Source organism: Celeribacter baekdonensis (assembly GCF_003047105.1).
Taxonomy (GTDB): domain Bacteria; phylum Pseudomonadota; class Alphaproteobacteria; order Rhodobacterales; family Rhodobacteraceae; genus Celeribacter; species Celeribacter baekdonensis_B.
The window spans coordinates 2,586,247-2,609,795 of sequence record NZ_CP028475.1 but is presented as its reverse complement, the minus strand read 5'-3'; the positions used below and the strand labels follow the sequence as shown (position 1 = coordinate 2,609,795).

Annotated in this window: 20 protein-coding genes, 1 tRNA gene and 1 pseudogene; 13 read left to right on the top strand and 9 right to left on the bottom strand. The window is 55.4% G+C overall.

The genetic code is table 11. The features are described from left to right. Positions 1–164 precede the first annotated feature (164 nt). The 7 genes from DA792_RS16460 (at position 165) to DA792_RS23320 (ending at position 7,458) form a co-directional block, all read left to right on the top strand. On the top strand, positions 165–1,061 hold the full coding sequence (locus tag DA792_RS16460; protein WP_107721185.1) for a UTP--glucose-1-phosphate uridylyltransferase: 897 nt from the start codon (positions 165–167) through the stop codon (positions 1,059–1,061). A gap of 9 nt (positions 1,062–1,070) precedes the next feature. After that, positions 1,071–2,057 (top strand): UDP-glucose 4-epimerase GalE, encoded by a 987-nt coding sequence (galE, locus tag DA792_RS16455; protein WP_107721183.1) that lies wholly within the window; start codon positions 1,071–1,073, stop codon positions 2,055–2,057. A gap of 31 nt (positions 2,058–2,088) precedes the next feature. Next, positions 2,089–3,108, top strand: a complete 1,020-nt coding sequence (locus DA792_RS16450; protein WP_107721181.1) for a glycosyltransferase family 2 protein — start codon at positions 2,089–2,091, stop codon at positions 3,106–3,108. 236 nt (positions 3,109–3,344) lie between these two features. Further along, entirely contained in the window at positions 3,345–4,331 is a 987-nt protein-coding gene (locus DA792_RS16445; RefSeq protein ID WP_107722743.1) for a glycosyltransferase family 2 protein, read from the top strand. Further along, on the top strand, positions 4,328–6,025 hold the full coding sequence (locus DA792_RS16440; protein WP_107721178.1) for a DUF5927 domain-containing protein: 1,698 nt from the start codon (positions 4,328–4,330) through the stop codon (positions 6,023–6,025). The genes DA792_RS16445 and DA792_RS16440 overlap by 4 nt, the downstream gene beginning before the upstream one ends. Positions 6,026–6,028: 3 nt before the next feature. Further along, positions 6,029–7,135 (top strand): nodulation protein NodH, encoded by a 1,107-nt coding sequence (locus DA792_RS16435; RefSeq protein WP_368074478.1) that lies wholly within the window; start codon positions 6,029–6,031, stop codon positions 7,133–7,135. A gap of 107 nt (positions 7,136–7,242) precedes the next feature. Then, the gene (locus DA792_RS23320) at positions 7,243–7,458 is read left to right on the top strand and encodes a hypothetical protein (RefSeq protein ID WP_368074477.1); all 216 of its coding nucleotides are present in this window, start codon (positions 7,243–7,245) and stop codon (positions 7,456–7,458) included. Between the two features lie 96 nt (positions 7,459–7,554). Here the strand turns inward: DA792_RS23320 and DA792_RS16430 are convergent, their stop codons facing one another. The 8 genes from DA792_RS16430 to DA792_RS16395 form a co-directional block, all read right to left on the bottom strand. Further along, on the bottom strand, positions 7,555–8,019 hold the full coding sequence (locus DA792_RS16430) for a PTS sugar transporter subunit IIA (protein ID WP_107721176.1): 465 nt from the start codon (positions 8,017–8,019) through the stop codon (positions 7,555–7,557). Between the two features lie 43 nt (positions 8,020–8,062). Then, positions 8,063–8,638, bottom strand: coding sequence for a ribosome hibernation-promoting factor, HPF/YfiA family (hpf, locus tag DA792_RS16425; RefSeq protein ID WP_107721173.1), 576 nt, complete (start codon positions 8,636–8,638; stop codon positions 8,063–8,065). Positions 8,639–8,884: 246 nt separating this feature from the next. After that, positions 8,885–9,616, bottom strand: a complete 732-nt coding sequence (lptB, locus tag DA792_RS16420; RefSeq protein ID WP_009570317.1) for an LPS export ABC transporter ATP-binding protein — start codon at positions 9,614–9,616, stop codon at positions 8,885–8,887. Beyond that, positions 9,616–10,089, bottom strand: a complete 474-nt coding sequence (gene lptA / locus DA792_RS16415; RefSeq protein ID WP_199908197.1) for a lipopolysaccharide transport periplasmic protein LptA — start codon at positions 10,087–10,089, stop codon at positions 9,616–9,618. The genes lptB and lptA overlap by 1 nt, the downstream gene beginning before the upstream one ends. A 47-nt stretch (positions 10,090–10,136) precedes the next feature. Further along, entirely contained in the window at positions 10,137–10,736 is a 600-nt protein-coding gene (gene lptC, locus DA792_RS16410; RefSeq protein WP_107721171.1) for an LPS export ABC transporter periplasmic protein LptC, read from the bottom strand. Between the two features lie 9 nt (positions 10,737–10,745). Then, positions 10,746–11,708, bottom strand: coding sequence for a KpsF/GutQ family sugar-phosphate isomerase (locus tag DA792_RS16405; protein WP_107721168.1), 963 nt, complete (start codon positions 11,706–11,708; stop codon positions 10,746–10,748). 36 nt (positions 11,709–11,744) lie between these two features. After that, on the bottom strand, positions 11,745–12,356 hold the full coding sequence (locus DA792_RS16400; protein WP_074644027.1) for a ribonuclease D: 612 nt from the start codon (positions 12,354–12,356) through the stop codon (positions 11,745–11,747). Positions 12,357–12,542: 186 nt separating this feature from the next. Continuing rightward, a tRNA-Leu gene (locus tag DA792_RS16395) sits at positions 12,543–12,629 on the bottom strand. Positions 12,630–12,770: 141 nt separating this feature from the next. Between DA792_RS16395 and DA792_RS16390 the strand changes: the two genes are divergently transcribed. Continuing rightward, on the top strand, positions 12,771–13,754 hold the full coding sequence (locus tag DA792_RS16390; protein ID WP_107722741.1) for a complex I NDUFA9 subunit family protein: 984 nt from the start codon (positions 12,771–12,773) through the stop codon (positions 13,752–13,754). A gap of 86 nt (positions 13,755–13,840) precedes the next feature. Here the strand turns inward: DA792_RS16390 and DA792_RS16385 are convergent, their stop codons facing one another. Further along, positions 13,841–14,644: an undecaprenyl-diphosphate phosphatase gene (locus DA792_RS16385; RefSeq protein WP_107721164.1), complete on the bottom strand. Its 804-nt coding sequence runs from the start codon at positions 14,642–14,644 to the stop codon at positions 13,841–13,843. 230 nt (positions 14,645–14,874) lie between these two features. Between DA792_RS16385 and DA792_RS16380 the strand changes: the two genes are divergently transcribed. The 5 genes and pseudogenes from DA792_RS16380 to queG all read left to right on the top strand — a co-directional run bounded on the left by DA792_RS16380 (position 14,875) and on the right by queG (position 23,516). Beyond that, on the top strand, positions 14,875–16,308 hold the full coding sequence (locus DA792_RS16380; RefSeq protein ID WP_107721162.1) for an NAD(P)-dependent oxidoreductase: 1,434 nt from the start codon (positions 14,875–14,877) through the stop codon (positions 16,306–16,308). A gap of 54 nt (positions 16,309–16,362) precedes the next feature. After that, positions 16,363–20,898 (top strand): glutamate synthase large subunit, encoded by a 4,536-nt coding sequence (gltB, locus tag DA792_RS16375; protein ID WP_107721159.1) that lies wholly within the window; start codon positions 16,363–16,365, stop codon positions 20,896–20,898. A 103-nt stretch (positions 20,899–21,001) separates the two neighbouring features. Next, positions 21,002–21,729: pseudogene (gene mtgA, locus DA792_RS16370) on the top strand (monofunctional biosynthetic peptidoglycan transglycosylase). Positions 21,730–21,776: 47 nt separating this feature from the next. Then, positions 21,777–22,442 carry an FtsZ-binding protein FzlA gene (gene fzlA, locus DA792_RS16365; protein WP_107721157.1) on the top strand — a complete coding sequence of 222 codons (666 nt, stop codon included), beginning with the start codon at positions 21,777–21,779 and terminating at the stop codon, positions 22,440–22,442. A gap of 39 nt (positions 22,443–22,481) precedes the next feature. Continuing rightward, positions 22,482–23,516: a tRNA epoxyqueuosine(34) reductase QueG gene (queG, locus tag DA792_RS16360; protein ID WP_107721155.1), complete on the top strand. Its 1,035-nt coding sequence runs from the start codon at positions 22,482–22,484 to the stop codon at positions 23,514–23,516. The last annotated feature ends 33 nt before the right edge of the window (positions 23,517–23,549 follow it).

The window sequence follows — 23,549 nt, the reverse complement described above, 5'->3', positions numbered from 1 at the left end:
GTTTTTTGATCTGTATCTGTGTGCTAACAAGGCACAGTTGTAAAACTGTGGCAATAAACTGCGAAAGCTGAAGACCAGTGCTGACCTTATGAGCGGAAAATATTAAGGTCGCTTTGGCAAAGTTCAATTTGAGGGCTCAATGGTGCGAGCCCAGAGGAGTAAAGATGAAACGTAAAGTGACGAAAGCGATCTTTCCTGTGGCGGGTTTGGGGACGCGGTTTTTGCCTGCGACCAAATCTATTCCTAAGGAAATCATGACGCTCGTCGATCGCCCCCTGATTCAATATGCCATTGATGAAGCGCGGGCGGCCGGAATTAAGGAGTTCATCTTTGTCACCTCGCGCGGCAAGGGCGCGCTTGAGGATTACTTTGATCATTCTCCCGTCCTTGAACAAGAGCTGCGCAAAAAGGGCAAAGATGCGCTTCTTGAAACTTTGAAAATGACCAATATGGACAGTGGTGCGATTGCCTATATCCGCCAGCACAAAGCGCTGGGTCTGGGTCACGCTGTATGGTGCGCACGCCGTCTTCTTGACCCGAAAGAACCCTTCGCTGTGATCCTGCCGGATGACGTGATTGCGGCCGATAAGCCGTGTTTGCAACAGATGGTCGAAGCCTATGAGGAAATTGGCGGATCTATGGTTGCGGCCATGGAAGTCCCTGATGATAAAGTGTCCTCCTACGGTGTGCTCGACATCAAAGAGGACATGGGGGCCTATGTTTCGGCCAAAGGTATGGTTGAAAAACCCGCGCCTGGCACTGAGCCGTCCAACCTTGCTGTGATTGGCCGTTATATTCTTTCGCCCAACGTGATGAAAAACCTCAACCAGATGAAAGCGGGCGCCGGTGGTGAAATCCAACTGACCGATGCGATTGCCGACGAGATCGAATCGGATCGCGGCGTGTACGGCTATCGTTTCTCAGGTCAGCGGTTTGATTGCGGGTCCAAGGCTGGTTTCCTTCAAGCGACGATTGCGTTTGGCCTGTCGCGCCCTGAGCTGCACGATGAGCTTCAGGAGTATCTTGATACCCTGTCTTCCATTCGCACCGCCGCACAGTAAGGTCCACCCATGACCAAATCCGTGATTGTAACCGGCGGGGCCGGCTATATCGGCTCGCATGCGTGTAAAGCGCTGCGGGCCGCGGGCTATCAGCCTGTGACTTTTGATAACCTGTCGACGGGCTGGGAAGATGCAGTGAAATTTGGTCCTTTTGAGAAGGGGGATCTTTTGGATCGCGCCCGTCTTGATGAGGTCTTTGCCAAATACAAACCCGTTGCAGTGATGCATTTCGCCGCCTTTTCTCAGGTTGGCGAAAGCATGTCAGACCCGGGAAAATACTGGCGCAACAACGTCATCGGCTCGCTCACACTTGTTGAGGCAGCGGTGGCTGCGGGGTGTCCAAATTTTGTGTTTTCCTCCACCTGCGCCACCTATGGCGATCAGGACAATGTGGTGTTGGATGAGGACTCTGTGCAGCACCCGATCAACTCTTACGGTGCGTCCAAGCGCGCGATCGAAGACATTCTCGACAATTTCGGTGCGGCCTTTGGTCTCAATCACGTGATTTTCCGCTACTTCAATGTGGCGGGCTGTGATCCTGACGGTGAGGTGGGCGAGTTCCATCAGCCGGAAACCCATCTTATCCCGCTAATGTTGGATGCGATTGCAGGCAAACGCGCCGCTTTGACGATTTTCGGCACGGATTATGACACGCCGGACGGCACCTGTATTCGCGATTACGTCCATGTTTGCGATCTGGTCGATGCCCATGTTTTGGGTCTCAAATGGCTTGAGGACGGTAAAGGCAGCCGGGTGTTCAATCTCGGCACCGGGGCGGGGTTTTCGGTGCGCGAAGTCGTGGATCATTCCCGTGCCGTGACCAACAAGGATGTGCCCATTGTTGAGGGTGATCGCCGTCCGGGCGATTGTACCAAACTTGTCTCTGGCTCCGAGCGTGCGATAACAGAGCTTGGATGGACGCCTGAACGCTCTAATCTTGCCACGATGATTGATCATGCGTGGAAATGGCATCAAACTGGCCATTACGATAAGTGATCCGAGGGGCTGCGCCTCTCTAGGGGGGCGTATGAGGGCATCACAGCAGCTTTGGCGTAAGTACCGTCTGCGCCTTCGTCGGCGCAGGCTTTTGCTTCGGGCGCTGCATAAGCGTCGCGAGCTGACCTCTGTCATCAGTCTGACCGATCAAATTGCCCCCTCCGATATTTTGTGTTTCGCGACCGTGCGCAACGAGGCCGTTCGGCTGCCTTATTTTCTAGACCATCACAGGGCGATGGGTGTGTCGCAATTTTTGATTGTCGACAATGACAGTGACGATGGCACGGCTGGGTATTTGGCCGATCAAAAGGATGTTTCACTATGGCGCACAGATCATAGCTACCGCTCGGCGCGGTTTGGTATGGATTGGATCACATGGTTGCAGATGCGCTATGGGCGCGGGCATTGGTGTTTGACGTTGGATGCCGATGAGGCGCTGATCATTCCGCATCAGAACACCCGTGATTTGCACGATTTGACCACATGGCTTAACGCGCAAAACCGCCCTTTTTTCTCGGCGTTGATGTTGGATCTCTATCCAAAAACACGGTTGAGCGAGGCCAAATATACCCCCGGCAGGCCCTTCACGGAGGCGCTCGGCTATTATGATGCCAAGGGCTATACGCGGGAGAGGCACCCGAAATATGGGAATGTTTCTATTCGAGGTGGCGTTCGGAAACGTGTGTTTTTCAAGGATGAGCCAGATCTTGCACCGCATATGCACAAAACCCCTTTGATCAAATGGCATTGGCGCTATGCCTATGCCAGCTCGACGCATATCGCCCTTCCGACCGAGTTGAATGAAGGCTTTGAACCGCGTCATAACCTGCCAACGGGCGTGCTGCTTCATGCCAAGTTTTTGGATGAGGCTTTGCGTCAATCGACATCGGAGTTGATCCGCCAAGAGCATTTCACCCAGCCGGAAAACTACAATGCCTATTATGACGCCGTGACCTCTGACCCGATCTTGTGGGACGCATTCTCTCAGGTCTATCGCGGTTGGGAGGGGCTGGAGGCGGACGGGGTGATGGCGCGCGGGGCTTGGGCTTAACGCCGAAATGCCGGGAATTGTTTCTAATTTTACAATGTGTTGTTTACGAAAACTGAATAAACCCCTATTTAAAATAGGAAAAGACGCATTACGGAAACATATGAAAACGATCCAAGGTGCCCAAAAAAATATGGGCATGTGAGGCGGCTCTTAAAGTTTGTGTGATAGCAGAGGCAAAAGAGAAACCCTGAACGGAATGGAAAAGGGCTGAAGTGAGTCGACTACGGCAATATCGCCTGAGGCTTCGGCGCAAGCACCGACTGATCCGAGCGTATCGGAAAGGTCGGGAGCTAACCTGTGTTCAAAACCATACCAGCCAGATCAAGAAAAATGATGTTTTGCTGGTCTGTACGCTGCGCAACGAACGCATCCGGTTGCCATATTTTATGAAATATTACAGAGATATGGGCGTCTCTCATTTCCTTTTTGTCGACAATGACAGTGATGATGGTTCACGGGAATTTCTGATTGGCCAAGAGGATGTGTCGATCTGGCACACCATGGCGAGTTATCGAAAATCGCTGTTTGGCGTGCATTGGATGAACGCTCTGGCGCGCAAATATTGCCATGGTCATTGGACGCTGACCGTCGATGTCGACGAGTTTTTCGTCTTTCCCTTTAGCGACACCCGTCCGATCCCGGCCTTGACCGATTGGCTTGATAATTCTGGCCTGCGCAGTTTCTCGGCCATGTTGATCGACATGTATCCTAAAGGTCCGATTGATGCGCAGCCCTATGTGGATGGGCAAAATCCGTTTGAGATTGCCGAATGGTTTGACAGTGGAAATTACATGCTCTCGACCAATTGGGAGTATGAAAACCTGTGGATTCAGGGTGGCCCCCGAGCGCGGCTGTTTTTTCACAACGACCCGATCAACGCGCCATCGTTGAACAAAATCCCATTGGTCAAATGGGATCGCAGCTATGTGTATCTGCATTCGACCCATATGCTTTTGCCGCGGCGATTGAACAAAGTCTATGACAGCCATGGCGGCGAAATGGCCTCTGGCGCGCTGTTGCATGCCAAGTTCCTCAACACATTCGTGCAAAAGACCGAAGAGGAATTAAAACGTCGTCAGCATTATGCCGGAAGCCGCGAATACCTCGCCTACAGCAGCCGGATCAAGGATGATCCTGATCTGTGGTGCAACTGGTCGGAAAAATACATCAATTGGCGGCAACTTGAGATTCTCGGTCTCATGTCCAAGGGGAATTGGGCATGACAGTCGGGTTTGTGATGCTTGTTCATACCGCCCTTGATCGCGCCGAACAGGTGGCACGCCACTGGGCGAGCCATGGCTGCCCTGTAGTGATCCATGTGGATCGTCGGGTTAAAAAGGATGTCTATCAACCCTTTGTGGAGAGCCTCTCTGATCTCGATACGGTGATTTTTAGCAAACGACATGCGTGCGATTGGGGCACGTGGTCGCTCGTTGCGGCCTCACAGGACGCCTCGGAGCTGATGCTTGATCGGTTTCGCGATGTGCGGCATGTCTACCTGTCGTCTGGCTCCTGTTTGCCGCTGCGGCCTGTGGAGGACCTGAAACAATATCTTGCGGCGCGGCCGATGACGAATTTCATCGAAAGTGTCACGACCGAGGATGTGCCTTGGACTGTCGGCGGGCTGGATGCCGAACGCTTCACGCTTCGGTTCCCGTTTTCGTGGAAAAAGCAGCGGCGGCTGTTTGACCGTTACGTCACGCTTCAACGTAAATTCCGGTATAAACGCAAAATCCCGGACGGCTTGATCCCGCATCTTGGATCGCAATGGTGGTGTCTGACGCGCCAGACCCTGTCGGCTATTCTCGAAGACCCGGATCGCAAGGCCTATGACGCCTATTTCAAAAGGGTCTGGATCCCGGATGAAAGCTATTACCAAACCTTGGTGCGGCTTTATTCCAACAATATCGAGAGCCGTTCTCTGACCCTGTCCAAATTCGACTATCAGGGCAAACCGCATATTTTCTACGATGATCACCTGCAACTACTGCGGCGCTCGGATTGCTTTGTGGCGCGCAAAATATGGCCTCAGGCGGATCGTCTTTACACAACGTTTTTGAACTCTGACAGCAATCCGATGAAGGGGGCTGAGCCCAATCCGGGCAAAATCGACCGCATCTTTTCAAAGGCTGTGGAACGTCGCACTATGGGGCGTGAAGGGCTATATATGCAAAGTCGGATGCCGGGGCATGGTCAGGGTCACGGCAAAACCGGTGCGCCCTATTCCGTGTTTGAGGGCTTCTCTGATCTGTTCGAGGATTTTGATGAGTGGCTGGCGCGTGCAGTCGGCGCGCGGGTCCATGGTCATCTTTTTAGCCCCGACGGCGCAGAGTTTGCCGGGGGCCAAAAGGTGTTTTCTGGCGCGCTCTCAAACCATGCAGCGTTGCGGGATTATAACCCTTGCGGCTTTCTCACATCGCTGATCTGGAACACGCGCGGCGAGCGACAATGTTTTATGTTCGGACCTCGCGACAATCAGGAGATCAATTGGCTCATTGCCACCGATCCAAATGCTCAGATTTCGGTGATTTCCGGGGCTTGGGCCGTGACGCTGTTCCGTTCAAACCGCAATTTTTCCGATATTCGTCGCGAGGCGGCGCGGCTGCAACGGATCGAGGCAGAGCATATCGACATTCTGCGGTCCCAACATATCAAAGCGCGCGTGCGGATTTGGACCATGGCGGATTTCATCGAAAGCCGGATGGAGCCTTTGCAGGCGATTATTGATGAGATCGGTCCGCGCAATGTCCGGCGTTTGACCGAAGCCCCCAAGATGCGGGATTTGACAGGCTTTGGTCAGTTCCTGCAAAATCTGAAAAATCAGGGGATGAAACCCCACCTCATGGGCGATTTCCCCATGGGTAACGAGCCTGATGCCCGCCCCCGCGAGAGCAAACGGCCCTATCTGGTAAAGTAGCGCATGTCTAAGCAGTACGACTATTTCGTGATTTTCGCTGAAATGCGAACCGGGTCGAACTTTCTCGAAGAAAACATCAATTCCTACCCTGGGTTGAAATGTTGGGGCGAGGTGTTCAACCCGGCCTTCATCGGGAAGTCGAAACAGAAAGACATGTTGGGCGTGAGCCTGATCATGCGCGAGGCGGACCCGACGCTTTTGCTGCGCAAAATGCGCGATGCAACCGAGGGATTGGCCGGGTTTCGGTTTTTCCATGATCACGATCCGCGCATTCTGGCGCATGTCTTGAAAGACCCGAACTGTGCCAAGATTATCCTCACACGCAATCCGCTCGACAGCTATGTGTCGCGCAAGATTGCGGGCGAGACCGGGCAATGGCGACTTGGTGATTTGAAAGATGCTAAATCGGCTAAGGTCGTGTTTGATAAACGCGAATTCGAAGGCCTGTTGGACGAGCTGAAAGGTTTTCAACTCTCGCTGCAACGGGCGCTACAAACCACAGGCCAAACTGCGTTCTATATCAACTATGACGATATTCAGGACATTGAGGTTCTCAATGGTTTGGCGCATTTCCTGGGCGTTTTTGAGGAGCGGGGCAAGACCACGCAAAAGACCAAGGTTCAAAACCCCTCGCGCCTTGAGGATAAGGTTGTGAACTACGCGGAGATGGTGTCCGCGCTCTCCAATGTCGATCATTTCAATCTATCCAACACGCCAAATTTCGAGCCGCGCCGTGGCCCTGGGGTCCCGACCTATGTGGCTGGTCAGACGGCGCCTTTGCTCTACATGCCGGTGCGCAGTGGACCAGAACAGGCGGTGCAGGTTTGGCTGGCGGGTTTGGACAAGGGCGATCCCGCCGCTTTGAGCAAAGGCTTTACCCAAAAGACGCTCCGCCAGTGGAAGCGGCAACACAAAGGTCATCGTAGCTTTACGGTGATTTCGCACCCGGCTTTGCGACTCCATCGCACGTTTTGTCGCTATATTTTGAATCTGAGCGAACTGACTTATGGGGAAATTCGAGAGACATTGCGTGGCACCTATAAACTTCCGATCCCGTGGGCCAACCAGACGCGGGGTATAGCCGGGATCAGCACCGGGAAGCGTTCCTGAAATTTGCGGACTTCGTCAAAGGCAATCTCAATGGCCAAACATCCGTGCGCGTGGATGGCACTTGGGCGTCACAATCGGAAGTGATCAAAGGTTTCGCGGATTTTTCATTGCCTGACATGATCTTGCGTGAGGAAAGTCTTGCCGAGGGTCTCGGCTATCTTGGGACGAGCATTGGGGTGTCGGGCCTCGCCGCAAAAGCGGAGCTGGACGATATGCCCTTCACCCTTGCGGATATCTATGACGATGAGGTCGAAGATGCCGTAAGGGCCGCCTATCAGCGCGATTACATGATGTTCGGCTTTAAGTCCTGGTCACAGACTTAAAGTGTGTCGCTATACGCGGGTCTCAAAAGTGGAGGTGAAAGCCGTGCTGCGCGCTCTGTGCTTCATGCGTCAGGTCGAAACACGCAGAGGCCGTGTTTAAGCGGCCTTTGTCGCGGGGGCTTCAGTGAGAATGGCATGAAGGGTCGCGGCCTCGCCGTTGGCGCGCAGTTTGGTACAGATATCGCCATCACGCATGGTGCGTGACACAAGAGCCAGCGCTTTGAGGTGATCGACCCCAGATTCCGCAGGGGCAAAGAGCGCGAAGATCAAATCGACCGGCTGGCGGTCCACCGCATCGAAATCCATCGGGTTTTCAAGGCGCATAAAAGCACCCACGACGCGATCCAATCCCTCAATACGGGCATGCGGTAGAGCAACGCCATGGCCCACACCTGTTGGGCCAAGGCTTTCGCGCTCTTGCAGAGCATCAACCGTGTCGTTGAGCGACAGGCCATAGGCACTCGCTGCGATTTCACCAAGATCCTGAAAGAGACGTTTCTTACTCGTCATCTTTCCGACCAGCTTGATGGCCTGCGGATCCAAGATCTTAGATATATCCATATGAAATGTACCCGCCCCGACCCGTCGAGGCGGGCCAGTTTTGCTATGTCGCGTTGTTAGGGTCAACCCAACCGATGTTCCCATCGGCACGGCGGTAGACCACGTTTACTCCGGTTTTTCCATCCTTGTGGAACACAAGAACAGGAGCGCCGGCCAATTCCATTTGCATCACTGCTTCGCCAACCGTCAGGGTCGGAATCTTCGCCTCCATTTCAGCGATGATCATCGGCTGAAGGCTTTCGGGTTCCTGATCCTCATCATGGTCTGATGCGGCGAGGATATACTGGGAAGCGCCGAAGAGTTCAACCGGCTCGGCACGATCCTTGTGGTGATCTTTCAAACGGCGTTTGTAGCGACGCAGCTGCTTGTCCATTTTTTCCGCGCAGTCATCAAAAGCCGCGTAGATTTCATGGGCATGAGCGCTGGCCTGTGCGGTCAGTCCGCTGGACAGATGCACCACGGCCTCGCAATTGAATTCTGCCCCAGTTTTTGAAAACACGACATTCGCGTCGGTCGGACGCTGCGAGTATTTATCAAGAACGGTGCCCAGCTCCGTCTTCACATGCGTTTGAAGGGCTGTGCCGATGTCGATTTGTTTTCCGCTGATTTGGTACCGCATTGATACCTCCTTCTTTCTTTGGGACCTATATATTCGACGCCTCCTCCGACGTCTGACAGGGCCTTGGGTTCTTGTATAAAGCGGGAGTTGAATGCATGCGTTCACCGTAGGACCCAGACGGTGTGTCGGGGTGTTGCTTTGGCGCCCAAAGGCTTTGATTTGCCGTGGCGCAGACTGTGAAACGCGCGTCATGCATCGGTTACATTTGGCGGCAGAATCTAGGTCAATGTCAATCGAAACTCGCGATCAAATCCGGAAATTGTCGCCAAGGTAAACGCGGCGTACAGTTTCATCCGCAACGATGTCTTCGGTGGTGCCGGACATCAACACTTGGCCGTCATGCAAAATATAGGCCCGATCAATAATTCCTAACGTTTCCTGAACGTTATGATCCGTGATCAAGACGCCAATGCCACGGTTTTTGAGATCGGACACAAGTCCGCGAATTTCCGCCACCGCAATCGGATCAACGCCGGCAAAGGGTTCGTCCAAAAGCACATAAGAGGGGTCAGACGCCAGACAGCGCGCAATTTCGACCCGACGACGTTCGCCCCCGGAGAGCGACAAGGCGGGCGCGCGGCGCAGGTGAGAGATCGAGAATTCGGACAGCAATTCTTCAAGTTTTTCACGCCGCACGAGGGGGTCGGATTCGGACACTTCGAGGATCGCGAGGATGTTGTCCTCAACGCAAAGGCCGCGAAAAATAGAGGCCTCTTGCGGCAAATATCCGATCCCCATTTTGGCGCGACGGTACATCGGCAAAAGCGTGATGTTGCGGCCATCGACGGTGATCTCTCCGGCTTCCGGCATCACAAGACCTGCGATGGAATAGAAGCAGGTGGTTTTGCCCGAACCATTTGGACCCAGCAGCGCCACAACCTCACCACGGCCAAGATCAAGCGACACGTCGCGGATCACGGTGCGTTTGCGATAGCCTTTGCGCAGATTGCGGACCTTGAGCCCGGTTGTGTCGGACATCAGTTTTTCCCAGGCTGCAAAATCGTTTTCACGCGCCCGTCCATGCGACCGGTGCCGGTGTTGAGGTCAATCACCATGCGTTCGCCCGAAAGGGCGCTACCGGCTTGGGTCAAAAGCACGTTGCCAGTGAGCAGAACGGTCGATGATTCGAGGTCATATTCGGCCTGAGCGGCCTCCGCCGTTTCGCCTGCATTGGTGATGGTCACGCCGCCGGAGGCCAAAAGTCGTGCGATTGTGCCGCCGGTTTTGGCATAAACAACCTCAACGGTCTGCGCCGTCAGTCGCAGCGTGCCTTGGCCAATCACGACATTGCCTGCGAAAAGCGCCTTTCCGGTTGCTTGGTCGACACTCAATTGGTCGGAGGTCACTTCGACAGGCTGCGAACTGTCGTGCTTCAACCCTCCGAATGCGATCTGGGCGCTTTGGGCGTGTGCTGCGAGGCCGTGAAGCGACAGGGCGATGATCAGCGCCATGCTCAGGGAAAGGGCTTGAATGATACGCACGGGTTTTTCCTCAAATTTCATGGCTGATATACCAGCTTTACACCGTCCTTGAAAACCAGAAGGTAAGTGTCTGCCCCCTCATCTTGGGAGATTTGCATCGCTCCGGCGGTCAAATGCCCGGTTGGCCCGTCGGCGGTGACGGTGCCGGGGCTTTCGATGTTGGACACATCCAGCATGGTCGCGATGCGGTCAGAGAGGATCGTGTAGCCGGTGGATGTTTCGATTTGCACATTGCCGGACAGTTCAGCAATTTTGCCGGGACCGTCAATGACACCATCATCGGCTTGCAGCGTGACGGAGCCATTTCCCGGAATGCGTAGAGCGCCGCGAATGGCCGACGAGTTCACCACATCTTTGGTGGAGAGGTCAGGACGGACACGGTCGGCGGACAGTTCCAACTGCGCCCCATCTTGGGTCACGGTTGCAAAGGAGGGCCCATCAACGCGTTGTTCGCGGGCCAGTGTTTCCAGATCAACCTGCGCATAGGGAATCGACATTTCAAATTCCCGCCCGCGCGCAAACAAAAATAGGGTGGCCAAAACCACAAGGCTGGCCAAAGGGAGGACGATCTTTGCGAGCGCCACAAATCGAGAATAGCTGTTGTCAAACCGCGCCATAGGGCTGTCTTACACGACGCCAGCGCGAAGACAGTCCTGTATTTTCAAAATCCCGCAAGGACGGCCATCTTCGGCAGGATCCCGCACAAAAAGACAGGTGATCGCCCGCTCATCCATCCGCGCCACGGCTTTTTCGGCCAAGGCATCGGGGGAAATGGTCATTGGCGCGGCGGTCATGATGTCGCCTGCTGATTTATCGAGCAATCCGTCTATGTTGCGGCGCAAATCGCCGTCTGTGATGATGCCGGTCAGATGACCTTGGGTGTTAACCACACCGACAACACCGAAGCCCTTTGCGGAAATCTCTGCAAGCGTGTCTCGCATCGACGTTTCGGCTGTCACCAAAGGCATATCCTCGTGCATCAACGCGCGGACTTTGGTCAGGCGTGCGCCCAGTTTACCACCGGGATGCAAGACGCGGAAATTGTCGGCGGTGAAAGCATGTTGTTCCATCAGAGCCACGGCGATGGCATCGCCGAGTGCCAGTGTCATTGTGGTCGAGGTGGTCGGCACGATGCCGTGACCACAGGCTTCGGGCATTTTCGGCAGGATCAGAGCCACATCACAGGCGCGGATCAATGAGCTGTCCGGGTTCGAGGCGACGCCGATCATCGGAATCTTGAACCGCCGCGTGTAGGTGATGAGGTCGGCAAGTTCAGGCGTTTCGCCAGAATTGGACAGAACCAGACACACATCGTCGCTACCGATCATGCCAAGATCGCCATGGCTGGCTTCGGCGGGGTGGACGAAATGCGACGGCGTGCCGGTGGAGGCCAGTGTGGCGGCGATTTTGCGGGCGATATGGCCGGATTTCCCCATGCCTGTGACAATCGTGCGCCCTTTGGCGGCAAGAATAAGCCCGACAGCTTCGGCAAAATTTGCGCCGATGCCTTCGGCCAATTGGGTCAGCGCCTCAGCTTCGAGGCGGATCACGCGCTGGGCGGTGGCGATAAAGGCGTCCGATTGGGTCATGGCGACCTCCTCAGTGGCAAAATGGGCAAGAGCAGATCAGTGGGTGAAAATGTCGATTTCGGGCCAACCTTCGAGGTCCAATTTGGCCCGCGTTGGCAGAAAGTCGAAACAGGCCTGAGCAATCTCCATCCGACCTTCGCGTTCCAGCATCACGTTGAGCTTTTCACGCAGTTGGTGCAGGTACAAGACGTCAGAGGCGGCATAATCGAGTTGCGCATTGGTAAGATCTTCGGCCCCCCAATCGCTCATCTGTTGATATTTGGAAATGTCGACCTTCAAAAGCTGCTCAAGCAGATTTTTCAACCCATGCCGATCGGTGAAGGTGCGGACCAGTTTGGAGGCGATTTTGGTGCAATAGACCGGTTCGGTCACGGTGCCAAAGGCGTGATACATCGCGGCGATGTCGAAACGACCGAAATGAAACAGCTTTAGCACATTGGGATCGGCCAACATTTTGCACAGGTTGGGGGCCTCGGTTTGGCCGCGAGCGACTTGAACCAAATGGGCGTTGCCGTCGCCGCCGGACATTTGCACAAGGCACAAACGATCCCGATGCGGATTCAACCCCATGGTTTCGCAATCAATGGCAACAATCGGACCAAGGTCGAGATCGTCAGGGAGATCGTTTTTATAAAGGAAATTCGCCATGGAGAGGGGCCTTTGCGCTAAATCTGGCTGTCGCCTGTCAATACGCATTCTGCCCATCCGGGGCAAGGGATCGCACATCTTTGATGTCGTGATCGTGGTTTGACCAATCCAAAGGGTTTGGGTGATCAGACTGCAATATGTCAAAATCGGGGGGATGGTCGTCACTCTTAAATTCTTAAGAGTATTTGGTGCCCAGGAGAGGACTCGAACCTCCACATCGTTGCCAATACTAGCACCTGAAGCTAGCGCGTCTACCAATTCCGCCACCTGGGCAGGTGTCGTAGAGCCGCGATGTAATAGGCCTGAAGGGCACTGTCAACGACGATTTTAAAGGATTTGTGGAACAGCAATAGCGTCTTGTTCATTTCCGCTCTAAAAGCTAAAGAAAAGCGGTAATTGGCATTGGAGATGCAGATGACGAAACTGGTCACCATCTATGGCGGCGCTGGCTTTGTCGGGCGGTACATCGCCCGTCGTATGGCAAAGGAGGGCTGGCGTGTGCGTGTCGCGGTTCGTCGCCCCAACGAGTCGCTTTATGTAAAACCTTACGGCGCAGTGGGTCAGGTCGAACCGATCTTTTGCAACATTCGCGATGACGCCTCTGTGCGTGCGGCGATGGCTGGCGCGGATGCGGTTGTGAACTGTGTTGGTGTTTTGACCGAGCGCGGCAAAAATTCCTTTGCGGCGATTCAGGCTGATGGCGCGGGTCGCATCGCGCGCATTGCCGCCGAGCAAGGCGTGGAACGGCTGGTTCATTTGTCCGCCATTGGTGCCGACGCGCAATCGAAAAGCGCCTATTCCCGCACCAAAGCGGAAGGTGAGGCCAAAGTGCTCGCGGCCTTCCCAAAGGCTGTGATCCTGCGTCCTTCGGTGATCTTTGGCACAGAGGATGAGTTCTTTAACCGCTTCGGCAAGATGGCTGAGAAAAGCATCGTTTTGCCCTTGGTTGGCGGTAATACGAAATTTCAGCCGGTCTATGTCGATGACGTGGCTCAAGTCGCCGTGAAAGCGGTTTTGGGGCAGGCGGACGCGGGCGTTTACGAACTTGGCGGCCCGGATGTGGACACGCTCAAGGGTCTGATGGGCGACATGCTCGCCGTGCTTCACCGCAACCGTTTGATCCTGAACTTGCCGTTCTGGGCGGGCAATATCATGGGCGGTGTTTTCTCCGTGGCGCAATTTCTGACCGCTGGCCTGTTCCATAACGGTGTTTTGACCCGCGATCAGGTGGCCAACCTGCGGGTTGATAATGTGGTGTCAGAAGGTGCAAAAACCTTTGCTGATCTTGGCATGACGCCGACCGCGCTTCAGGCTGTTTTGCCGGACTACATGTGGGTCTATCGCCCGTCGGGTCAGTATGACGCGATCCGCGAAAGCGCGAAGAACATGAATATCTGACCTGTTTAACAGGATGAATGGCACAGCGCGCCTCACGAAAGTGGGCGCGCTTTTTCATGTGTTATGCGGCAGGTCGCGGGGCTGGATTAGCTGTAGGAGATCACCAAAAGCACCACGCCCAAGATCACACGATAGATCACATAGGGCGTAAAGCTGACGGATTTCAAAAGCTTCATCATCAGCGACAGGGCAAGGATGGCGGCGCCAAATGCAAAGACCGCGCCAATGGCCGCGTCTTTCATCATCGCCCAATCCGCTTGCCCGACAACCTCCGCGCCCAACAAGATGCCGGAGGCCATGATTGTTGGGATCGACATCAGCATCGAAATCTTTGCGGCGTCTTCGCGTTTGTACCCCATGGCGCGCGCGCCGGTGATGGTGATGCCGGAGCGTGATGTGCCGGGTATCAAAGCGATCGCTTGCCAGAGGCCCAGTTTCACAGCGTCTTTGATCGACCAGTCGCCCGCCTCTTTTTCCTCAGCGCCTTTTTGATCGAACCAATACAGAACGATGCCAAAAATCAGCATGGTCCAACCAATCACGGCGGTGGAGCGCATCAGGTCCGACAGCCCGGTGACTTTCAGGACAAGACCAAGAAAGACGACAGGGATGGTTGCGATGAGCAGGAGAAAAGCAAGTTTCGATCCGGGGGTGTCGATGCGTCCGGTGACGAGTCTGGGAAGGCCTAAAACGCCCTCGCGCACATCGCGCCAAAAATAGACGATGACGGCGCCCAGTGTGCCAACATGAACCGCGACATCAATCGCCTGACCTTGGTCTTGTGCTCCGAGCAGGTGGGGCAGGAGAATCAGGTGGCCAGACGATGAAATCGGCAAAAACTCTGTAATGCCTTGAACAATCGCAAGAATGAGGAGGTAAAAGAGAGACATGGGAGGTTCGCCTTTGGACTGGTTTGCGGCAGCGTAAACCCATTTGTTATCAATAAGAAGGATGAATGTAGGTCACCATGCATTACCTAAAATCATCTGTCGGGACCTTAATTTTGACCAGTTGGCCCAAAAGAAAAGAAAAATAAGACAGCACTTCTGACTTTTCTTTTTTTCAGACTGCTTGTATTTAAGCTCAAACTCACAACCAACCTATTCGGAGATGTGGTGTCATGGCGAAAGAGCCGATGCTCAAATTCGTGACCGTAGGCAGGGATATGCCATCCAAGCGGGACGCGGAGGATCGTAAAGACGATTTCCTTGAAATCTACGGCGAGTTCGTGGAGGCCAAGGCCGAAGAACAGGCGTCGCGCTGTTCGCAATGCGGTGTGCCGTATTGCCAAAGCCATTGCCCGCTTCACAACAACATCCCGGATTGGTTGCGCCTGACCGCAACTGGGCGGTTGAAAGAGGCCTATGAACTGTCTCAGGCCACCAACACCTTCCCGGAGATTTGCGGTCGCATTTGTCCGCAGGACCGGTTGTGCGAAGGCAATTGTGTGATCGAACAATCCGGCCATGGCACAGTGACCATCGGCTCGGTTGAGAAATACATCACCGATACCGCGTGGGAAAACGGTTGGGTCGAAATGATCGCCCCCTCCGTGGAGCGCGAGGAAAGCGTCGGCATCATCGGCTCTGGCCCCGGTGGTCTTGCCGCTGCGGATCGTCTGCGCCGTGCGGGTCTTAAGGTGACGGTCTACGAACGTTCTGATCGTGCTGGCGGCCTGATGATGTACGGCATTCCGGGCTTCAAACTTGAAAAAGACATCGTGCTGCGTCGGGTGAAACAACTCGAAGACAGCGGTGTTGAATTCGTGCTGAACTGTAATGTCGGCGAAGATATTTCCTTTGATGCGATCCGGGGCAAACATGATGCTGTGCTGATCGCAACCGGGGTCTACAAATCCCGCGATCTCAAAGGTCCGGGGTCTGGCTCCGCTGGGATCGTGCGCGCGCTTGATTATCTCACCGCCTCTAACAAAGTGTCCTTTGGTGATGAGGTTGAGGATTATCTAAGCGGTGAATTGAACGCGGCGGGCAAAAAGGTCGTCGTGATTGGCGGCGGTGATACCGCGATGGACTGTGTCCGCACCGCGATCCGCCAAGGGGCCACTTCGGTGAAATGTCTCTATCGTCGTGACCGCGCCAATATGCCGGGTTCACAACGCGAAACCCAAAACGCCGAAGAAGAAGGCGTCGAATTCGTCTGGCTCTCCGCGCCGAAAGGTTTTGCGGGCGATCCGGTTTCGGGCGTCATGGTTCAGAAAATGCGCCTCGGCCAACCTGATGCGTCCGGTCGTCAATCGCCCGAAGTGATTGAGGGCGCGGATTACGTCGAAGACGCCGATCTGGTGATCAAAGCGCTTGGTTTCGAACCCGAAGACCTCCCCACACTTTGGGGCGTAGAGGGTCTTGATGTCACGCGTTGGGGCACTGTCATGGCGGATTTCAAATCCCATGTGACCTCGCTTCCGGGTGTTTATGCCTGTGGTGACATTCAACGCGGCGCTTCCCTTGTGGTGTGGGCGATCCGTGACGGGCGCGAAGCGGCGGATGCGATGATCGAGTATATCGACCAATCCGTCTCTGTGGCTGCCGAATAATCCTAGTTTTTCAGGAGGGTCCGCCCTCCCGCCTTTATCCGAAAGGTATCTGACATGACGAAGTTTGACCAAGACTGGGCCAGCCGCGAAGAGGCCAAGCGCCAGTGGATGACAGAGCATTCTCTGTTCCGCGAAGAAGATGAACACTCTTCTTGTGGTGTGGGTCTTGTGGTGTCGATTGATGGCTCCAAATCCCGCAAAGTTGTGGAAAACGGCATCACTGCGCTCAAAGCGATCTGGCACCGCGGTGCTGTGGACGCTGACGGGAAAACCGGCGATGGCGCAGGCATTCACGTTCAGATTCCGCATCATTTCTTTGGTGACCAAATCCGCCGGACCGGCCACGAAGCGCGCGAAGGCGAACTTTTGGCTGTGGGTCAGGTGTTTTTGCCGCGCACGGATTTTGGCGCTCAGGAAACCTGTCGGACCATTGTGGAGAGCGAAGTGCTCCGCATGGGCTATTACATTTACGGTTGGCGCCACGTTCCGGTGAACACCGAATGTTTGGGCGAAAAGGCCAATGCAACACGGCCTGAGATTGAGCAAATTCTCATTTCCAACACCAAAGGTGTGGATGAAGAGACGTTCGAGCGCGAGCTTTATGTGATCCGTCGTCGGATCGAAAAAGCCGCCCAAGCCGCAGGTGTCAGCAGCCTCTACATCTGTTCGCTGTCCTGCCGCTCAATCATCTACAAAGGCATGATGTTGGCCGAACAGGTTGCGGTGTTTTACCCGGACCTGATGGACGAACGCTTTGAATCCGCCTTTGCGATTTATCACCAGCGCTATTCCACCAACACGTTCCCGCAGTGGTGGTTGGCCCAGCCGTTCCGCATGTTGGCGCATAACGGTGAGATCAACACGATCAACGGCAACACCAACTGGATGAAGTCGCACGAAATCCGCATGGCCTCGACAACGTTTGGCGACATGGCCGAAGACATCAAGCCGATCATCCCGCAAGGCGCCTCCGATTCCGCCGCTCTCGATGCGGTGTTCGAAGTGCTGGTGCGTGCGGGCCGCTCGGCCCCGATGGCGAAAACCATGTTGGTGCCCGAAGCTTGGTCGAAAAATGCCGAAGAACTGCCGCAGGCGTGGCGCGACATGTATTCCTATGTGAACTCCGTGATGGAGCCTTGGGACGGTCCGGCCGCTTTGGCGATGACCGATGGCCGCTGGGTTTGCGCCGGGCTTGACCGCAACGGGCTGCGTCCGATGCGCTATGTCGTGACGGGCGATGGGCTTGTGATCGCGGGCTCCGAGGTTGGCATGGTGCCGACCGATGAGGCCACTGTGGTTGAAAAAGGTGCGCTTGGGCCGGGGCAATTGTTGGCTGTCGATATGGCCGAGGGCAAATTGTACCACGACGTTGAGATCAAGGATCGCTTGGCCAATGCCCGTCCGTTTGGTGACTGGGTCGGTAAAATCAATGATCTGGAAGATGAATTGTCAGGCATCACCGAGACCGCGTATTACACGGGCGCCGAGTTGAAAAAACGTCAGATCGCAGCCGGTTACACGATTGAAGAGCTGGAACAAATCCTCGCGCCGATGGCCGAAGACGGCAAAGAGGCACTGGCCTCGATGGGCGACGACACGCCCTCTGCCGTGCTCTCGACCAAGTACCGCCCGCTGTCGCATTTCTTCCGGCAGAACTTTTCTCAGGTGACCAACCCGCCGATCGACAGCTTGCGCGAATTCCGCGTCATGTCGCTCAAAACCCGCTTTGGCAACCTGAAAAACGTGTTGGATGAGGACAGCTCCCAGACCGAGATTCTCGTGTTGGAAAGCCCGTTCGTTGGCAACGCACAATTCGATGCGCTGAAAGATCATTTCAACGCGCCGATGACGGAAATCGACTGTACCTTCCCGGTCGATGGTGGCCCGAACGCGTTGCGTGATGGGTTGGATCGGATACGCGCCGAGGCCGAAGAGGCCGTGCGCTCCGGTGGTGGTCACATCATCCTGTCCGATCAGGGGCAGAACGAAGAGAACGTCGCCATGCCGATGATCCTTGCGACCTCGGCGGTGCACAGCTGGCTGACGCGTAAGGGCCTGCGGACCTTCTGTTCGCTCGGTGTGCGTTCCGCCGAATGTATCGACCCGCATTATTTTGCGGTGTTGATCGGTTGCGGCGCGACCATCGTCAACGCCTATCTCGCGGAGGACAGCCTGTCCGACCGTATTGATCGCGGCCTGTTGGATTGCACCTTGTCCGAGGCGGTTTTGCGCTACCGTGCCGCTGTAGACGCGGGTCTGTTGAAGATCATGGCCAAGATGGGGATTTCGGTGATTTCCTCCTATCGCGGCGGTTTGAACTTTGAGGCCGTGGGCCTGTCTCGCGCCCTGTGTGCGGAGTTCTTCCCGGGGATGCACAGCCGGATTTCCGGCATTGGCATCGGGGGCATTCAAAAGAAACTTTTGGCGGTTCACAAACAAGGCTGGCTGGGTGGCAACACGCTTCCGATCGGCGGCTTTTACAAAGCGCGTAAATCGGGCGAAACCCATGCATGGGAAGCACAGTCGATGCATATGCTGCAATCGGCCTGTGACCGTGCCTCCTATGAGATGTGGAAACAATATTCCGCGAAAATGAAATCCAACCCGCCGATTCATCTGCGCGATCTGTTGGATTTCAAACCGCTGGGCAAACCCGTCCCGATCGAAGAGGTCGAATCGATCACCTCGATCCGCAAACGCTTTGTGACGCCGGGCATGTCTTTGGGGGCTTTGTCTCCCGAGGCACACCGCACGCTCTCGATCGCAATGAACCGGATCGGTGCGAAGTCTGACTCGGGTGAGGGCGGTGAATCCCCGGATGATTTCACACCGGAACCCAATGGTGACAACGCGTCGGCCAAGATCAAACAGGTGGCGTCGGGACGCTTTGGCGTCACGGTCGAATACCTGTTGGCCTGTGAAGAGCTTGAGATCAAAGTCGCTCAGGGGGCGAAACCCGGTGAGGGTGGTCAGTTGCCCGGCATGAAGGTCACCGACCTGATCGCCAAGCTGCGCCATTCGACCAAAGGCGTGACGCTGATCTCGCCGCCACCGCACCACGACATCTACTCGATCGAAGACCTTGCACAGCTCATCTATGACCTCAAACAGGTCAACCCGCGCTGTAAGGTCACGGTCAAACTCGTGGCGTCTTCTGGCGTTGGCACGATTGCCGCAGGTGTGGCGAAAGCCAAAGCCGACATCATCCTGATCTCCGGTCACAACGGTGGCACGGGGGCCTCGCCTGCGACCTCGATCAAATTCGCGGGCCTGCCGTGGGAAATGGGCCTCACCGAGGCGCATCAGGTCTTGGCGATGAACAATCTGCGCGAGCGTGTGACGCTGCGCACGGATGGCGGTTTGCGGACGGGGCGTGACATTGTCATGGCCGCGATGCTGGGTGCTGAGGAATACGGTATCGGCACCGCCGCATTGATCGCGATGGGCTGTATCATGGTCCGTCAGTGTCAGTCGAACACCTGCCCGGTGGGTGTGTGTACCCAAGACGAAGCCCTGCGCGGCAAGTTTACTGGCAATGCCGATAAGGTTGTGAACCTCATCACCTTCTATGCTCAAGAGGTGCGTGAATTGCTGGCCTCTCTTGGCGCGCGTTCTCTGGATGAGGTGATCGGTCGTGCGGATCTGTTGACGCAGGTTTCTCGCGGTGCAGCGCATCTTGATGATCTCGATCTCAACCCGCTTTTGATCTCCGTCGATGGCGCAGACAAAATTGTCTATGATCGCTCCAAACCGCGCAATGCGGTGCCTGATACGCTTGATGCGCAAATCGTTTCTGACGCTGCGCGTTTCTTGAATGATGGCGAAAAGATGCAGCTGTCTTACGCGGTGCAAAACACGCACCGGACCATTGGCACACGCACCTCGTCGCATATCGTGTCGAAATTCGGTATGCGCAATGCGCTTCAGCCGGATCATTTGACGGTGAAACTCACCGGATCTGCTGGTCAGTCCCTCGGCGCTTTTGCGGCACCTGGTCTGAAAATCGAGGTATCGGGCGACGCCAACGATTATGTCGGCAAAGGTCTTTCGGGGGGCACGGTTGTGGTACGCCCTCCAATGCATTCGCCGCTTGTTGCCTCCGAGAATACGATCATCGGCAACACCGTTCTTTACGGAGCAACCGACGGTTATCTCTTTGCGGCGGGTCGCGCAGGCGAACGTTTTGCTGTGCGCAACTCTGGCGCGACGGCGGTGATCGAAGGCTGCGGCTCCAACGGGTGTGAGTATATGACCGGCGGTTTGACCGTAATTCTGGGCTCTATTGGCGCAAACTTTGGCGCAGGGATGACCGGCGGCATGGCGTATCTCTATGACCCGGATGGGCTCGCGCTTGATCTCATCAACATGGAGACGTTGGTCACCTGTCCGGTCACTGTCGATCATTGGGAAACGCAGCTCAGAGGTCTGGTTGAACGTCACGCTGCAGAAACCGGATCGGTGAAAGCCAAAGACATTTTGCTCCACTGGGAGGAGCAAAAAGGGTATTTCCTTCAGATTTGCCCGAAAGAGATGTTGATCCATTTGCCGGTGCCGCTCGCCATTGAAAAAGGCGCGATCCCGGCCGAGTGAATGTGACCCGAACTTCGCGAAAAGCCCCCGGTTTCGGGGGCTTTTTTCGTTTTGTCGATCCGATCACTTGACCTTTATACGGCCCACGTGGTTCCTCGTTCGCATGGCACGCAAGACACAGAAAAAATCGACCAAAAAATCGACCACCTCCGGTCCCGGTCTGTTTCGGCGCATTCGGCGGCGGGTGTTGCGATTGGTGGCGCTGTTCATGGGGGTGGGTGTGCTGTGGATTCTGGCCTATTCCGTCCTTCCCGTGCCGACGACACCCTATATGATGGCCGAATCTGGCCGTCAGGGCGCATCGGTGGATTATCAATGGACCCCGATCGAGCGTATATCGCCGGCGCTTGCGCGCTCCGTTGTTGCTGCGGAGGATGCTAATTTTTGTACCCATTGGGGGTTTGACCTGACCGCCATTCGTGCCGCAATCGACTCGGGGGGCAACGTGGGGCCTCGACGATCACACAGCAAGTGGTCAAAAATAGCTTTTTATGGCATGGGCGGAGTTGGTCTCGCAAAGCGCTTGAGGCCCTCATTACCCCCATCGTTGAACTGACATGGAGCAAAAAGCGCATCCTTGAGGTCTATCTCAATGTTGCTGAATTTGATGCGGGCGTCTTTGGTGCAGAGGCTGCGGCGCGCCATTATTTTGGAGTCGGCCCAGAGGCCCTCACGGCGCAACAGTCGGCCCAACTCGCGGCTGTTTTGCCCGCACCAAAAGATCGAAATGCGGGCAATCCTGGCCCATTTGTTCGGCGGAGAGCCGCCCAGATCGTCGATGGGGCCGCGACAATATCCCGCGATGGTCGCGCAGCTTGTTTCGACCATTGAACTGACGGCACAATCGCGGCAAGTAGAAGAAAACAAGAGTAGCGAACATGATCCGACTTTTTCACGTCCCCCTTTCCCCGTTTTGCCGCAAGGTGCGTCTCTGCTTGGCGGAGAAAAGGCTTGAGGTGGAGCTGGTCGAAGAACGCTATTGGGAACGCGACCCCGATTTCATGCGCCGCAATCCCGCTGGCAAGGTTCCAGTGTTGCGGATCGACGATATGCACCTCGCAGAGAGCACACCGATTTGCGAATATTTAGAGGAGCGCTATCCAACGCCGCCTTTGATGCCCAAAGACCTCGATGGTCGCTACGAAGTGCGGCGGTTGGTGGCATGGTTCGACGATAAGTTTCACAGTGAGGTGACAGCAAATCTTTTGTACGAACGGGTCAATCGCAAGTTGATGAAGGGCGGCTATCCGGTGTCCGCCAATGTGAAATCCGGGGCGAAAGCGGTTAAATACCATTTGGACTACATGGCGTGGTTGTTGGAGCGTCGGCGTTGGCTAGCCGGTGATGCGATGACGCTTGCCGACTTTGCTGCGGCCGCGCATCTGTCATCGTTGGACTATATTTCCGACGTTGATTGGAATCGGCATGAAGTGGTCAAGGATTGGTACGCAAAGATCAAATCGCGCCCCGCGTTTCGGTCGCTTTTGGCGGACCAAGTTCCCGGTTTCCCGCCGCCGTCCCATTATGCTGACCTTGATTTCTAAGGTCGGATCTAAGGAAAACTGACCCTAAAGGGGCGCAATGTGGCTGGATTAGACAAAGAAACAGTACGCGCGCGTGCCTTGGAGGAGGGGTTTTCTAAGGTGGGTTTTGCCCGGCCTGATTTGCCCGGCGCCATGGAGCGGCTGAAAGCCTTTGTGGACGCGGGGCATCACGGTCAAATGGGGTGGATGGAAGAGCGCATGGCGTGGCGGGGTGATCCGGCGGCCCTTTGGCCTGAGGCAAAATCGGTGATCATGCTGGCCGAGGTTTACACCCCTGACGATGACCCGATGAAGGCAGTAAACAGACCCGAATCCGGCGCAATATCCGTCTATGCCCGCAATCGCGATTATCACGACATGGTCAAAAAGCGGCTCAAACGACTGGGTCGGTGGCTGATAGAGCAGGCGGGCGAGGGGACGGAGATCAAGGTGTTTGTCGACACCGCTCCGGTGATGGAAAAGCCTCTTGCCGCTCAGGCAGGGCTGGGCTGGCAAGGCAAACACACCAATCTTTTGGCGCGCGATTTGGGCAGTTGGTTCTTTCTTGGGGCGATCTTTACAACTCATAGTTTCGACCCTGATCCAGCAGAAAAAGACCATTGTGGGTCTTGTCGGTCCTGTTTGGATGCCTGTCCGACTCAGGCCTTTCCGGCGCCGTTTCAACTCGATGCGCGACGGTGCATTTCGTATCTGACGATCGAACATCATGGGCCGGTAGACCTTGAACTACGCGAAAAGATGGGCAATCGAATTTATGGCTGTGACGATTGTCTCGCGGCCTGTCCGTGGAATAAGTTCGCGGTCACAGCGAAGGAGCTGCGTTATGCGGCTCGGGATGATCTCATTTCACCGCCTTTACGTGATCTGGCGATGCTGGACGATGCAGCGTTCCGTGCAAAGTTTTCGGGCTCTCCGATCAAGCGGGTTGGACGCGACCGCTTTGTTCGCAACGTGCTTTATGCGATTGGCAATTCGGGTGTGACCGATCTTGAACCCATCGCGCGAGCGTTGTGCGAAGATGCCGATGCCACCGTGCGCGACGCAGCGCGATGGGCCGTTGCGCGGCTTGGCTGAGCGTGAAACTGTTTAGTGGTCTGATCAGCGCGC